At 46.4% G+C, this 13,842-nt stretch carries 14 protein-coding genes; 12 read left to right on the forward strand and 2 right to left on the reverse strand.

All coding sequences use genetic code 11. From position 1 onward, the window contains the following. The 8 genes from ACTIE6_RS00005 to ACTIE6_RS00040 form a co-directional block, all read left to right on the forward strand. On the forward strand, window positions 1–511 hold a 511-nt coding region (locus tag ACTIE6_RS00005; RefSeq protein WP_439554685.1), incomplete at its 5' end, for a metallophosphoesterase family protein. A gap of 41 nt (window positions 512–552) precedes the next feature. Then, window positions 553–1,686 (forward strand): MFS transporter, encoded by a 1,134-nt coding sequence (locus ACTIE6_RS00010; RefSeq protein WP_439554686.1) that lies wholly within the window; start codon window positions 553–555, stop codon window positions 1,684–1,686. Window positions 1,687–1,947: 261 nt separating this feature from the next. After that, complete coding sequence (locus ACTIE6_RS00015) at window positions 1,948–2,355, forward strand: hypothetical protein (RefSeq protein WP_439554687.1); 408 nt, start codon at window positions 1,948–1,950, stop codon at window positions 2,353–2,355. A 164-nt stretch (window positions 2,356–2,519) separates the two neighbouring features. Beyond that, entirely contained in the window at window positions 2,520–2,777 is a 258-nt protein-coding gene (locus tag ACTIE6_RS00020; RefSeq protein ID WP_439554688.1) for a hypothetical protein, read from the forward strand. Window positions 2,778–2,793: 16 nt separating this feature from the next. Continuing rightward, entirely contained in the window at window positions 2,794–4,308 is a 1,515-nt protein-coding gene (locus ACTIE6_RS00025; RefSeq protein ID WP_439554689.1) for an efflux RND transporter periplasmic adaptor subunit, read from the forward strand. Between the two features lie 12 nt (window positions 4,309–4,320). Next, window positions 4,321–7,422 carry an efflux RND transporter permease subunit gene (locus tag ACTIE6_RS00030; protein ID WP_439554690.1) on the forward strand — a complete coding sequence of 1,034 codons (3,102 nt, stop codon included), beginning with the start codon at window positions 4,321–4,323 and terminating at the stop codon, window positions 7,420–7,422. 5 nt (window positions 7,423–7,427) lie between these two features. After that, complete coding sequence (locus ACTIE6_RS00035) at window positions 7,428–8,618, forward strand: TolC family protein (RefSeq protein WP_439554691.1); 1,191 nt, start codon at window positions 7,428–7,430, stop codon at window positions 8,616–8,618. Window position 8,619: 1 nt separating this feature from the next. Next, window positions 8,620–9,843, forward strand: coding sequence for an MFS transporter (locus tag ACTIE6_RS00040; protein ID WP_439554692.1), 1,224 nt, complete (start codon window positions 8,620–8,622; stop codon window positions 9,841–9,843). A 128-nt stretch (window positions 9,844–9,971) separates the two neighbouring features. Here ACTIE6_RS00040 and ACTIE6_RS00045 read toward each other — a convergent pair whose 3' ends face one another. Then, complete coding sequence (locus ACTIE6_RS00045; RefSeq protein ID WP_439554693.1) at window positions 9,972–10,163, reverse strand: hypothetical protein; 192 nt, start codon at window positions 10,161–10,163, stop codon at window positions 9,972–9,974. Between the two features lie 445 nt (window positions 10,164–10,608). On the opposite strand from ACTIE6_RS00045, the gene ACTIE6_RS00050 reads away from it, so the two are divergent. Further along, entirely contained in the window at window positions 10,609–11,223 is a 615-nt protein-coding gene (locus ACTIE6_RS00050; protein WP_439554694.1) for a recombinase family protein, read from the forward strand. A 181-nt stretch (window positions 11,224–11,404) separates the two neighbouring features. Beyond that, window positions 11,405–12,796 carry a hypothetical protein gene (locus ACTIE6_RS00055; protein ID WP_439554695.1) on the forward strand — a complete coding sequence of 464 codons (1,392 nt, stop codon included), beginning with the start codon at window positions 11,405–11,407 and terminating at the stop codon, window positions 12,794–12,796. A gap of 24 nt (window positions 12,797–12,820) precedes the next feature. Here the strand turns inward: ACTIE6_RS00055 and ACTIE6_RS00060 are convergent, their stop codons facing one another. After that, the gene (locus ACTIE6_RS00060; RefSeq protein WP_439554696.1) at window positions 12,821–13,057 is read right to left on the reverse strand and encodes a hypothetical protein; all 237 of its coding nucleotides are present in this window, start codon (window positions 13,055–13,057) and stop codon (window positions 12,821–12,823) included. A gap of 125 nt (window positions 13,058–13,182) precedes the next feature. On the opposite strand from ACTIE6_RS00060, the gene ACTIE6_RS00065 reads away from it, so the two are divergent. Next, a complete protein-coding gene (locus tag ACTIE6_RS00065) occupies window positions 13,183–13,392 on the forward strand; it encodes a helix-turn-helix transcriptional regulator (RefSeq protein ID WP_439554697.1) in 210 nt (69 codons plus the stop codon). Between the two features lie 31 nt (window positions 13,393–13,423). After that, window positions 13,424–13,807 carry a very short patch repair endonuclease gene (locus ACTIE6_RS00070; protein ID WP_439554734.1) on the forward strand — a complete coding sequence of 128 codons (384 nt, stop codon included), beginning with the start codon at window positions 13,424–13,426 and terminating at the stop codon, window positions 13,805–13,807. Window positions 13,808–13,842: the final 35 nt, after the last annotated feature.

Below are 13,842 nucleotides of genomic sequence, written 5' to 3' on the forward strand. Positions count from 1 at the left end.
AGAAAATAGCGAGTACGCCTACAAGCTGGTCGGAGACAAGGAAAGGAATTACCTGTTAACACTGCCCAGGTATCTCAGAATAGAGTTTCAGCTTAATGATCAGCCATTGAACATGCTACTTGTCCATGGTAGCCCCAGAAGCATCAACGAATATCTGTTGCAGGAGCTGCCCGAGCAGTACATGCTGGAACTGGTAAGGGAATTTAACGCGGATATCCTTTGCTTCGGACACTCACATAAGCCATATCACCGCGTCATCAATTCTGGTGAGAACGGCAGTGAGCATTTTCATCACCTGATTAACACTGGTTCTGTCGGTAAACCCAAGGATGGGGACGCGCGCGCTTGTTATGTACTAATCACCATTAATCAGACAGCAAGTATAACGAATCAAGATGCTGTTCAGGTTGAATTTGTAAGAATCAAATATGATGTAGAAAAGGCAGCGCAGGCCGTAGAGCTGAGCCTTCTTCCTAGCGTTTTTGCAGATAATCTCAGAAAAGCATATTAACCTTTATCAAAGTAAGGGCTAAATAAACCGGCTGGGAAAGAATGAGAAAGCATATTGCCGAAATGAAATTGACCATGTTTGCGTCTTTCAGCTTGAGCTTCGCTCTGATGGGTGATGCATTCCTATACTCGTTTCTGCCAGTAAATGCTTCCAGCATCCACGTTCCCATCATTTGGATAGGAACTATCTTGTCAATCAATCGCTTTACACGGATCCTGCTTAACCCACTTATTCTGCGCATTTTCAGTCTTATGGGTTTTCGTATACCCGTAATCATTGCGGCAACTGTATCGGTCTTCGCCACAGCTGGCTATGGTGCAGGTTTCGGCATTGCAACTTTGGTGCTGCTCAGGATCTTGTGGGGCATATCGTATTCTGTCCTTCGCGTTGGGGCAATTACTTATGCGATGGATTATCCAAAGAAAGGCCTGGCACTGGGAATGAGCCAAAGCATCATCGAATCAGGCCCATTACTTGCATTATTGGTTGGACCGCTGCTTTTTGAAGTAATCAGTCCTAGCTCGATCTTTTTAGTAATTGCGCTCCTTTCGGCGCCAGGAGTTTACTTCGCCTTTAAACTCAGAGAAAGGGATCAGCGGCCTGCCAAGCAATTTAGCTTCAAACTATCATTTCCATCTGTCTTTAACCGGTTAGCGTTTCTAGGGGCTTTTGCAGTGGAAGGTATGCTCGTGGTTTTAATTGGGGCCCTGTTGATGGATGCGTATCCCTATTGGTCGGCGGTAGAAATTACGGCCGCTGCTGCCGGGTTTCTTATTTTCAGACGGATCTGCTCGCTTTTGATTTCGCCTTTTGCGGGTTGGTCCGCTGACCGGTATGGGCTTGCTAACATATACTCAGGGTCAATTCTCTTGATTTGCCTGGGTTTGCTGCTGGCAACAAGCGGCTGGGTAATGCCGGGATTAATCCTTGTATTTACGTTCTATAATGTCAATGCATCACTAGCAGCTGGGGCGGCATCTGCTGGGAAGGACGATGTGACGCGCGCTGTCTCAATTAATGCCACTTTCCGGGATGCGGGTTCTGCATTTGGCGCATTGGCGGGCGGCCTTTTATTGACCAATAACCATTTAAGCCTGATCTTCACAGCTCTCAGTTTTGTTCTTCTAATTCTTACCTGGATATATTACCAAAAGGCATTGGTACTCCATGCCTAAAATTAGTTTATAGATATTGTCAATATCGAATACCCCTCCAAATTGATTGGATATTTTCTGTGAAATCGCTGAAACCTTCCATTTCGATGCTTTTGCTTATTGAATTGGTTTTATACTAGGCTTTTAGTTCATATTAGGTCGAATGCCCCACCTTGAATTGCTTATTGTCCTAATTTTTGGATTTAGTAGTTATCTTGGCTAGCAAACACGAAGAACAGTTAGACGGAGTTCTTTCAAATTTGATTCCTATCTTTACGGTCTATGGCTGGAAAATTACTTGGTCGGGTGCTGTTTGCTATTGCCTACATTTTGTTGGCAGGTCACGACTTTGTACCCCACCGCCATATACAGGCCGCACATCAGGAACATACCCACGATCATGATGGGGATCATGACAAGCAAGCGATTGACTTTGATGTAATAGGCATGTTTGCCCATTCACACGGCGCAGGCCAGACCAGCAATATCTATTTTAATCAAGGTCAGGACCAGCATTTAAATGTTGATTCTTTCTCAGCTGCTGCTCTAATCAGCACTGATTACCAATTTGGTGCTTTAAGTTTGATTTTCCAGTCAAACTGGCCGGAGTATACCTGCGCAAAAGCACCACCGAACCCGTTTTTATTCCGGCGACTACGAGCTCCCCCAATTTCTTCTTTCACCTGCTGATCCCAGCAGTGTGCCTTTCTGCATGGCCAGTCCTAGCACATGCCCATTCAACTATTCTATCATTTCGCACAGATTAGGCGTAAAAAACAGGCGTTAAAGCTTGCAACCGTCCTAAACGCGTCAATTTAATTGACCGGAAAAGTGCCTTTCCCAAATTTTCCAAAATGAAAAAGCTCGCTTTTTTTCTAGCAGTATCTTCTTGCCTCATTTCTAGCTGTAACAAAAAAGAATCCGATCACAGCCATGAAGAAGGCTCGCACCAGCACGCTGATGGCTCGACGCATGCTGACCATGCTGATAGCACTGCCGCCCAGGAGGAGTTTACCGTAGCCAGTGACAGTGCTGCCAATGCCAGACCAGATAGTGCTTCCAAAGAAAAGCCGCATGCGCACCCGCATGGCGAAGATGATCACAAGCACTAATATTCCTTTAACAGCAATGGATAAATTCATTTTATTTCTGGCGGTTACAGCTGTCTTAATCAGCAGCTGTAACCGAAAAGAAGAGCCACAAGAGCACGGGCATCCCCATGAGGAGCCGGGTGGGTTAGAGCCGCTGGCCTACACTTTATACAGCCAGTACTGTGAGGTATTTGTTGAGTTCAAACCACTGGTAGCGGGTTCGGCCTCCAAATTCGCAACGCATGTAACTGTTTTAGGTGAGCAATTCTCGGCACTCTCAGAAGGCTCGGTGACCGTTAGCCTGATTATGGCTGGTAAAGGCATCAGGCAAAAGGCTGACAAACCCAGTACGCCCGGCATATACCGCCTGGCATTGACGCCTGCTACGGCGGGCATTGGGAAACTGGTGTTTGAGATCAAAACCAAATTCTATACCGATCAGCTCGTGATTGACAGTGTCCAGGTTTATCCCGATGAGAAGACGGCTATTTCAGCGCAGCCAGAAGAAGCGGCCACGGGCAGTGATATCAGTTACCTGAAAGAGCAGGCCTGGAAGGTGGACTTTGCCAATGAACCCGCACGTATCGAGCCATTTTCTGAGGTGATCTATACCACCGGGCAAGTTCAGCCCGCACCTGGCGATGAAGTCGTGGTTTCAGCAACGCTTGACGGTATTGTGCAGCTTGGCAGCAGGCCCCTGGCAAGTGGTCAAGCCGTTAAAAGCGGCCAAACACTGCTGAGCATCAACGGAAAACAGCTGACGGAAAATAACCTGGACGTGCAGCTTGCCAAAGCGCAGACGGACTTTGACCGGGCGAAGGCTGCTTATGAGCGCGATCAGCAATTGATAGCCAAACAGCTGATCACCGGCAGGGAAGTCGAAGCCAGCAAGGCCGAGTTTGAAAACACCGGCAAAGTGCTCAGCTCTTTGTCTGCCAATTACAAAGTTGGCGGTAAATCCATCCCAGCCCCAACGAGTGGGTTTATTAGAAACGTGTTGGTGCAATCAGGCCAGTATGTTTCACAAGGAGAGCCCCTGTTTACAATCACCAAAAACCAAAACCTGGTCATCCGGGCAGACGTCTCCCAAAAAGACGCGGGGCTTGTCAGTCAACTCCGCTCAGCATCCATCCGTATTCCATATAACGATAAGACTATTTCAGGCGAGCAGCTGGGTGCGAAGATTCTTTCTTATGGTCGAAGTGCAGACCCGCAGACAGGCTATCTGCCAGTGATGTTGCAGGTCAACAATACCAGCGAGCTTGTGCCCGGCACGTTTGTCAATGTCTGGCTGAAAACACAGCCTACGGCAAATGCATTGGTTGTTAAGGAATCGACACTTATTGAAGAGCAAGGCAATTTCTATGTCTACGTGCAAACAGCGGGTGAATCTTTCCAAAAGCGCGAGGTGAAGACCGGCAAACGGGACGGTGAAAAAGTCCAGCTCCTTTCTGGCGTAAAGCCAGGTGAGCGGGTTGTGACCAAAGGCGGCTACCAGATCCGGTTATCATCACTTTCAGGTGCCTTGCCAGCCCATGGGCATGAACATTAAGCCGGAAATATTATGCTGAACAAAATAATCCTTACAGCCCTGCAAAACCGGCTTGGTGTATTGGTTGGTGCTTTTTTGCTGCTGGTCGGCGGCTGGTATACGGCCACAACCACGGAAATCGATGTGTTTCCGGACCTAACAGCGCCAACTGTTGCCGTGCTCACAGAAGCGCATGGTATGGCACCCGAAGAAGTCGAGAGGCTGGTCACTTTTCCCATTGAAACTTCCGTGAACGGCGCTACCAGCGTCCGGCGCGTGCGGTCGTCTTCGTCTGCCGGAATCTCGATCGTATGGGTAGAATTTAACTGGGGGACTGATATCTTCCGGGCCCGGCAAATTGTCAACGAAAAGCTTCAAACTATTGCCAGCCAGCTGCCGCAAGGGACAGGAGCGCCAACACTAGCGCCCCAATCTTCGATTATGGGCGAGATTATGCTCATTGGCTTGACAGCCAAAAAGACGACAGCCATGGAGCTGCGCTCACTAGCCGACTGGACACTGCGCCCCAGGCTACTGGCGACAGGAGGTGTCTCTCAGGTGGTGATCATCGGCGGCGATTACAAGCAGTACCAGCTGCTGTTAGACCCGTTGAAAATGAAGGCCCGCCAGGTGAGTTTGAACCAGGTCATGGATGCAGCAACCAATGCAAGCCGAAATGCTGCCGGAGGTTTTCTTTCTCAATACAGTAATGAATACCTGGTGCGCGGAATGGGCAGGACAAACGATACTATGCAGCTAGCCAGCGGGGTTGTCAAGACAAACCAGGGGCTTCCCGTGCTTTTATCTGACGTTGGTGACCTTACCGTCGGGGCTGCCCCCAAGATCGGATCGGGATCTTTGAAAGGCGAGCCGGCCATTATCATGACCGTGATGAAGCAGCCCAATACCAACACTTTGGAGCTGACGGCACGCATCGATTCCGCAATCCAGGATTTGAAGAAGAACCTGCCTGCCGATGTAGAGATCAACACCCGGATTTTCCGGCAAGCTGATTTTATCACGGCGTCAATCGACAACATCCAGCGGACACTTTTGGAGGGCGCTATATTCGTGGTGATCATCCTTTTGCTATTTTTGATGAATGTGCGCATCACGGTGGTATCTTTGGTCGCGCTTCCTCTTTCCCTTCTGGTTTCCATTATCACGCTGCGCTGGCTAGGCTTTTCCATCAACACGATGACGCTTGGCGGCATGGCGATTGCGGTGGGTGATCTGGTAGATGATGCCATCATTGATGTAGAAAATGTCTATCGAAGGCTCCGTGAAAATGTCCGCCTGCCAATTTCAGAGCGTGCGCCGGTGATTGACGTAATCTACCACGCTTCGGTTGAAATCCGTGCATCGGTGATCTCAGCAACATTTATTATTATCGCCGCTTTCCTTCCCTTGTTTTTCCTGGGTGGCATGGAAGGTAAACTACTCATGCCGCTTGGCGTGTCTTTTGTTGTTTCGCTGCTTGCTTCACTTTTTATCGCCCTAACAGTCACCCCAGTTTTGTGCAGCTACTTACTGACCTCGGAGAAAATGCTCCAACGTCAATCGCACGATTCCTGGCTGGTGCAGCACCTGAACCGGTGGTACCAAAAAGCGCTTGACCACAGCTTGCCTTATGGGAAAGCCCTGTTAGGTTTTAGTGCCTTGCTGTTGATTGGCGCGTTGCTACTGCTTTCAACAATGGGTCGAAGCTTTTTGCCTGAATTCAATGAAGGATCTTTGGTTGTGAGCGCCGTGAGCTTGCCTGGAATCTCTCTGGAAGAATCTAACAAGATTGGATCATTGGTGGAAAAAACGCTGTTAACTGTCCCTGAGATCAGCATAACAACCCGGAGAACGGGCAGGGCTGAACTCGACGAACATGCGCAAGGTGTTAATGCTGCTGAAATTGATGCGCCTTTTCTGCTCAAAGACCGTAGCCGGGAAGCCTTTATGGCCGATGTCAGAGAAAAGCTGGCGACCATTTCGGGTGTTAATATTACGATTGGTCAGCCACTTGGACACCGCATTGATCACATGCTTTCAGGAACGAGGGCAAACCTGGCCATTAAAGTCTTTGGAACGGATCTGCCTCGCCTGTACAGCATCTCAAAAGAGATCAAAACGGCCATTGAAACCACGCCGGGGCTTGTCGATCTAAGCATTGAGCAGCAGGTCGATATCCCGCAGATCCAGATCAAACCTGACCGGCAAATGCTTGCCCGTTATGGGATCACGATGGGTGAATTCACCGAATTTGTTGATGTGGCATTTGCGGGTGAAAAGGTGGCTGATGTTTTTGAAGAAAACCGCAGCTATGACCTGGTCGTCCGCTTTGACGAAAAAAGCCGTTCAAAAATAGAAGCATTGCAGAATGTAACGATTGACGGGGCCAACGGGCAAAAGATCCCGTTAGGCATGGTGGCAAAAGTGGTATCAACGAGCGGCCCTAACACGATCAACCGTGAGAATGTGCAGCGCCGGGTTGTGGTTTCTGCCAATGTTGCCGGCCGCGACCTTCGCAGTGTGGTGCAGGATGTGCAGAAAACAATCAATTCCAATATCAAGCTACCCGAAGGCTACCGCCTGGAATATGGTGGACAGTTTGAAAGCGAAGCCGCTGCATCGACAACCATTGGCATTGCTTCCCTGCTTTCGCTTTTGATCATTTTTATGCTGCTGTTATCAGAGTTCCGCCAGGCGTCGCTTGCCGGGATTATTCTTTTGAACCTGCCGCTGGCATTGATCGGGGGCGTGATCAGTTTGGCGTTAAGTGGCAGTGTGATCAGTATACCTGCGTTGATTGGCTTTATTACGCTTTTCGGGATTGCAACGCGGAACGGGATCCTGTTGGTCTCGCATTACAGGACACTCGAATCCCAGGGCCACAACCTGCACGATACCGTTATTGCCGGGTCAGTGGACAGGCTAAGCCCCATCCTGATGACGGCTTTGACCGCCGGGCTTGCGCTGATCCCGCTGGCACTCGCTGGCGGCGAGCCAGGCAACGAAATCCAGAGCCCGATGGCCAAGGTGATTTTGGGCGGGCTTTTAAGCTCGACGCTTTTGAACCTGTTTATTGTGCCGGTGGTGTACCTGATGGTGCGCAAACGCCAAATCTTAAAGTCTTCAACGATATAGACGATATGAAACCATTAAGTTCTATTGTGCTGATCAGCATTTTCTTATCTGCGTCGCTGACGGCAGCCGCCCAGGGCAGTATTGAAACGGTACTACAATCTGTCGGCCAAAACAACAAAACCATCCTTGCCCAGCGTGACTATGAAGCTGCGCGCAAAATCGAAAGTAAAACAGGCCTTAACCCGGAAAATCCTTTTGTAGAATATGACCGGCTTCCGGGACGCCCCGAGGGCGCAGGGGTGCAGCAGGAATTCAGCGTCACCCAGCAGCTGGACTTTCCAACGGCTTACGCCCGTAAGCGCAGGGTTGCCCGGCAGATCACGTCTCAAAGTGAAACAGATTCCAGGGTTGTTCGCCAGGATATTTTAGCTGATGCAAAAAAGGTCTGCGTTCAAATTATTTATCATAACAAAAGGCAGGTCGAGTTGGCTAAAAGGGCCCAGAGGGCGCAGCGCTTGGTGGATGATATTGCCCAGAAACTAAAATTGAGCGCAGCCACTGCCCTGGATTTAAACAAGGCCGCCTTGCAAAAGCTTGATGCTGAAAACCAGTTACGGCTCAATGGCAGCCTGCTTCGCCAGCAGCTACAAAAGTTAGCCGAGTTAAATGGGGGGAACCCCGTGCAGCTGCCGGACACGGTATATCCTGAGCTTCCAGAACTAGCGAGCCTGCCCGTATTGGACAGCCTGATCGAAGCTGCCGATCCAGGCCTTCTTTCTTTGAAACAGCAGATCCAAATCGATCAGGCCCGACTAGCGCTGAGCCGCTCGCTGACACTTCCCAAATTCCAGGTGGGTTATCATTACCAGAGCATTTTAGGCCAGCGCTACCAGGGTTTCCACTTCGGGCTGTCTCTTCCTTTATGGGGGCAGGCCAATACCGTAAAGCTTGGGCAGGCGAACCAGCTTTCGAGCGCTTCCCGTTTGTCGGCAGAGCGCGGCCAGCATTACTCCTGGATTGTACAGCTTTATGAGCTCTACCAGGTTCAAAAGCAAGGTCTTGACCAATACCGCATCTCGCTTGAAGGGCTTGAAACGATTCCACTGCTGGATACGGCTTTAAAGTTATCACAGATCACGGCCATTGAATATGTGCTGGAAACAACATACCTGTATGCTGCCAGTGATACTTTGGCCGAGCTTGAACGGGATTTACAACTGACGGCAACAGACTTGTACAAGTACCAACTAAACTAATATGTCCCTGCTTTCAAGTGTTACGGCACCTTTTGGCTCGCTAAAAAACCAGGTATTTGCCAAGATATACTTTGCCCAGACGATCAGCCTGTTGGGGGATGCCTTTACCTGGGTGGGCATCGCGCTGATATCCTATCAGTTTGGACAGGAGCATTCTGCAAAGGTCCTTTCGCTCGCGCTGACCATGCGGGTCACTGCCTTCATTTTGTTTTCTCCATTTGCAGGCGTGTTGGCAGATTTTGTGGACCGGAAAAAGGTGCTTTACGTGACCCACTTCGCACGGATGTGTATTGTTGGCTGCATGCCCTTCGTGCAAACCGAGTGGCAAATTTACCTGCTCGTTTTTCTTTTAAACGTCTTCAATGCTTTTTTCACACCTACCTATCGCTCAGTCATTGCCCAGGTTTTAAAAGCGGGCTATTACCGGGAAGGTATTGCTTTGTCCAGTGCAACTGATCAGCTTCTAAGTGTATTGGGGCCAGGCATAGCAGGGATACTGGCCGTGTGGCTTGGGGCCAGGGACATCTTTTTTGTGGATGCAGCAACCTTTATTGTGGCCGGTATTTTAATCATCCTTTTACCGGCTACTGCCATAGCCCACGTTCCCTCAGAAGCAAATGGGCAGAAAACAAGTGCCGCCCGGATCTGGAAGGATGTTATCAAAGGGACGACATTACTTTTCAAACCGGTCACTATCCGCTTTTCACTGCTGATCGAATTTGTCTCAGCCATAGCCGGGGCTATGATCCTGGTCAATACGGTCGGGCACATTAAGGATGGGCTGGGGCTGGCCGACAACTATTATGGCTGGGTGATGTCCGCCTTTGGGATCGGGGCGACCATAGCCGCATTTCTCTCGGCCAGTATTGACAAGACGCCAAGCAAACGTAAGTCATTGACCATTGGTGTTTTCATTCTGGCTGCGGCAGTAGCCTTCGCCAGCCTGGCATCGTTCCCGGTTTTACTTGTGCTCTGGCTACTAGCTGGCCTGGGGCAAAGCCTGGCCGAGATACCCTCTGAGATCCTGATCGGGGAACAGATCCAATCAGAGCAGCAAGGAAAAGTATATGGGGCGCACTTTGCCTGGTCACATTTGTGGTGGGCGGTCGCTTACCCGGTAGCAGGCTTTTTAGGTACAAAGTCCCCCGACCATGATTTTATGATCGGGGGACTTATCGCGCTGCTTTTAGCAGCCATCGTTACATTGTTTTTTCGTCCGAAATGAAAAATTCACTGCTTTCGGGCCTGATGTCCAGGTTGTGAAACATAAAACCCCTTAACACATTATTGCTGTTGAAATGGTTATATACCCCACGTGTAAATTGAGCCGTTTGTAAACTGGTAACCAACACCCTATCCATAATCTAGGTCGGCGACCGGATAGATAACTACTGCGCCTGCTTTTACAGCGAGTGCAAATAACTGGTCAGGATCTTCCACATGCAATCCGGTGCGCACAGGTGTGCCATGTAATTTTTTAGGGCTGAAATGACTATGTTCTTCTGACTCATCGGAAACCACAAACCCAGCGCCCATCATCTCCATTTCGACAACTACTGATCCATCCGGATCTATGTTGGATTTAAGGACAGTGGCACCGAATGCCTGCTGATAGAATACAATGGCATCCCGACCATTTCTGACTGTCAGTGTGGGGGCAATAACTGACAGATGGGAATCATGTTAATCTGAATTCATGATCTCTTGTTGCTTAAATAGTATGCTAGAAAGTTTGAAAAGAATAAACGTCATATATAAATCAGACAAGTGTATTCCGGGTCAATGCCGGACGACAAATTATTTTCATCTTGTAACCGCTTGGAGCTGTTTAAAAATTCGGTGGTTTTTATGTACTCTCAAGGCCATATGATTTTCTTCCCATTTGGTTCCTAAAAGAGCTGTTTTCTACACTTTCAAATTACAGATTAGTGGTACACCAAAACAAATTACTGTATATTGCCAACTGGCACGTTAAACTGTACTATTTGGAATGGTGATTGGATACATACGGGTTTCGAAGACTGAGCAGAACCAGGATCTGCAATTCGATTCTCTCAAGAAAGCAGGTTGCGAGAAGATTTATCATGAAAAGATATCTGGGGCATCTATGCAAAGGCCGGAATATATAAGGATGATTTCGGAGCTTCGAAAAGGGGATGTTATAGTTGTCTGGAGAATCGACCGGCTGGGTAGGACAACTTATGAGTTGATCAAGCTTATGGTTGAGTGGAAAGAAATGGGAGTGGACTTCCGGAGTATTTCCGAGGGGATTGACACTTCTACCAAAATGGGCCGTCTTTGGTATATGCTCAGTTCGGTGTTTGCGGAAAACGAAAGAGAGATATTGATGGAGCGGACTCTTGCTGGCATGGAGGCTGCTAGGGCACGCGGCAGAGTAGGAGGACGGCCAAAAGGATTGACCAAAAAGTCGAAGGAATTGGCGGGTTTAGCAGCAACTTTATATAATAGTAAAAAATACACGACAAACCAGATCTGCGAGCAGCTGAAAATTGGAAGTAAAGCAACGCTTTACAATTATCTGAGGCATGAAGGTATTGAGATCGAAGGTTGGTCTAGAATAAAATCAGAAGTCACTAATAGTTAAAATTCTATCGGTTGGCTTTTCCAGAAAGAGAAAATAAGGTTTAAGAAGCGGATTTCTTTTACAGCAGACCGATGAGTGTAGATGTGACGGCACCTTTAAATATCTAACTGTAAAATCAGCTTAAATTGTAAAAACTAAGTTTTTTTACAGCTTACCGGCTTATAATTGCTAATAAATTTAAATGGCTAAGTATCAACCTGAAAGAATATATCATGGTATTGTGAAGACCTATTTTTCCCAGCCCGGGAAGGAATTTGGATATTTAATCAATTCTGAGCTTGGAGCAATTCGATTTTATAGTAATGGATTTAAGCCGTTAAGGAATGAGATAAACATAGGTGAGGTTTTGCAGTTTAATTTAATAGGATCAAAGAACTACCCCGGCAAAGTAATAGCTACAAACATTACCATTTTAAAGCCGTCACTACGAAGAGATATTCTGAAAATTAATAGGGTCGACAGTGAAGAAAGATTCACAGCTTTGTGTCTAATACTGGATAAGGGGAAGAATAGCAGTGAGTACATTGAAAATGCTTCCTTAGCTTATCAAATCTCAACTCCCCTCTATAAACTTCGGTTATGGATACGAAAGTATACACCAGAATTTGATTTTGATCTTTTCAAAAAGTATCATTTTCGACTGCAAAGGCAGGAAGCGGAGGCGTTTAAGCAATACGTGAAGGAGACTATCAAGTCCACGAAACGAGGAGATTTTAGACGTCTGGCAAAAAGCAACCTGATACAGTCCGATGGAGAAATAAGGGTATTTGAAACATCATGGCGTGACATTGGTTTCGAAAACGGAAAAATATTCATCGACGTTGGCACTACTGAAAGCCAATTGCTAAGTTTTCCATGGTATTTTTCAAAAGACGATTTCAATTTAATTGTGACCGGCTACATTACCAAACGTGATCTAAAAAGTATTAAATCCAGAGTAAATGGAAATAGTATTTTGAAAATTGAAGGTCTGGAGCAGTTACAGGATGCTATTAAAACTATTGGAAGAGCTCGTGCAAAAAAAACTATTGATGAGCTAATAAAAGAAGGCTGGGAGCCCAGGAAAATTAGGGAACATCCGGACTTCATTACACTGGGAAATGAAGATCTTTTAAGATTATTTGGGAACCATGCCTGTATTGATTACCTACAAAAAATTCAATCAACCAGTCTGGATATGCCTTTAATTTATGTAGTTGAAAAAAAGCCGACTGAGCTTGGCGGGATTACTCATGAAAGCTCTTACCTTTTCTCCATCTTACTTCAAAATAATCGAGTTGCAATAATTTGGGAAAGTGTCAAACTTGACAGAGCCACTCAGATTTTTGAATGTGAGCGAGAAGCCTATTTTAGGGTACTTAACGCAATTGACGATTTCCTATCTTCTTTTGAAACAAAAAAACGTTCGCTGCTTAGAGCAAATACAATAGAAGGTCGAACATTAAGAGAGAGCTTGTGTTATAAAGCATCTGTTGAGCATACGCAATATGTCTTTGAGAAATGGCTGCGCAATTTGCAAAATGTGGTTGGAGGGCTACCAGAGCCAAATCCAGTTCATTCATTAAAAGAATGAAAATTGCTAGTTTACCGAATGATTTTAACCTTCCAGAATCTGCCTTTTAATAATTTCAATTCCTTCTTCCTTCGATACAATTGCGCCAAATTCTGATATGGAGACTGAATCCATATAAATTCCATTTGGATCATTCCATTGGAGCCAATTAATTATTTCTTCCCGACTCGATAGTTCTAAAAAATTATGAAGGTCGCCGGGTGGAAGGTCCATAATCTCGTGGTAGTCGAGGCCTAGTGAGAAGTAAGGATTCATTTTCATTAGTTCAAGCTCTAATAATAATATGTAAATATAATAAATTATAATATATTAAATTACAAAAATTTCATATATTATGTTGATTTATGGTATCTTCATGATTACAATCTTCCAGGTTTATATAATATATGAACAGAATTAAAGAAATTTTAGAAATTCAAGGAAGGAAACAGACCTGGCTCGCAGGAAAAATTGGCAAAAGCTACGTAGTGGTAACAAACTATTGCAATAACAAAGCCCAACCGAGCGTGGAAGTGCTGAGAGATATTGCTGAGGTGTTGGACGTAGATATTCGTGAACTTTTGGTTTCAACAAAAATATATAGTAATCGTGGCTGATGTTCATTCGAAAGAGGTTAGAAGCTACAATATGTCTAGGATTCGGAGCAAGAATACAAAGCCTGAAGTGCTTGTTAGAAAGCGTTTATTTTCAAGGGGCTTCCGCTATCGACTTCATGATAAGAAATTTCCCGGTAAGCCTGATATCATTCTCACCCGATACAAGACTGTCATTTTCGTAAACGGTTGTTTTTGGCATGGCCATCAGGGTTGCAAATATTTTATCATCCCTAAGACCAGAACAGAATGGTGGACGTCTAAGATCTTGTCAACCAGCTTGAATGACTTAAAGGTCATGGAGCTGATAAGGCTTAAAGGGTGGCAGGTTCTTACAATTTGGGAATGTCAGCTTAAGAAAAACCTAATAGAAGAAACTATGGAAGAATTAGTTTCATCTATTAGGGAGAATATTTAGAAATATGTTATTAGCGAAGGATTTATATAAAATAT

The organism is Dyadobacter sp. (genome assembly GCF_051859145.1).
Classification (GTDB): domain Bacteria; phylum Bacteroidota; class Bacteroidia; order Cytophagales; family Spirosomataceae; genus Dyadobacter.

What these genes read in the sequence shown, in the direction of transcription:
- ACTIE6_RS00050 (WP_439554694.1), top strand. Translation starts at nt 10,609, where the DNA reads ATGGTGATTGGATACATACGGGTTTCGAAGACTGAGCAGAACCAGGAT.
- ACTIE6_RS00030 (WP_439554690.1), top strand. Translation starts at nt 4,321, where the DNA reads ATGCTGAACAAAATAATCCTTACAGCCCTGCAAAACCGGCTTGGTGTA.
- ACTIE6_RS00045 (WP_439554693.1), bottom strand. Translation starts at nt 10,163, where the DNA reads ATGGAGATGATGGGCGCTGGGTTTGTGGTTTCCGATGAGTCAGAAGAA.
- ACTIE6_RS00035 (WP_439554691.1), top strand. Translation starts at nt 7,428, where the DNA reads ATGAAACCATTAAGTTCTATTGTGCTGATCAGCATTTTCTTATCTGCG.
- ACTIE6_RS00040 (WP_439554692.1), top strand. Translation starts at nt 8,620, where the DNA reads ATGTCCCTGCTTTCAAGTGTTACGGCACCTTTTGGCTCGCTAAAAAAC.
- ACTIE6_RS00025 (WP_439554689.1), top strand. Translation starts at nt 2,794, where the DNA reads ATGGATAAATTCATTTTATTTCTGGCGGTTACAGCTGTCTTAATCAGC.
- ACTIE6_RS00065 (WP_439554697.1), top strand. Translation starts at nt 13,183, where the DNA reads ATGAACAGAATTAAAGAAATTTTAGAAATTCAAGGAAGGAAACAGACC.
- ACTIE6_RS00055 (WP_439554695.1), top strand. Translation starts at nt 11,405, where the DNA reads ATGGCTAAGTATCAACCTGAAAGAATATATCATGGTATTGTGAAGACC.
- ACTIE6_RS00070 (WP_439554734.1), top strand. Translation starts at nt 13,424, where the DNA reads ATGTCTAGGATTCGGAGCAAGAATACAAAGCCTGAAGTGCTTGTTAGA.
- ACTIE6_RS00015 (WP_439554687.1), top strand. Translation starts at nt 1,948, where the DNA reads ATGGCTGGAAAATTACTTGGTCGGGTGCTGTTTGCTATTGCCTACATT.
- ACTIE6_RS00010 (WP_439554686.1), top strand. Translation starts at nt 553, where the DNA reads ATGAGAAAGCATATTGCCGAAATGAAATTGACCATGTTTGCGTCTTTC.
- ACTIE6_RS00060 (WP_439554696.1), bottom strand. Translation starts at nt 13,057, where the DNA reads ATGAAAATGAATCCTTACTTCTCACTAGGCCTCGACTACCACGAGATT.
- ACTIE6_RS00020 (WP_439554688.1), top strand. Translation starts at nt 2,520, where the DNA reads ATGAAAAAGCTCGCTTTTTTTCTAGCAGTATCTTCTTGCCTCATTTCT.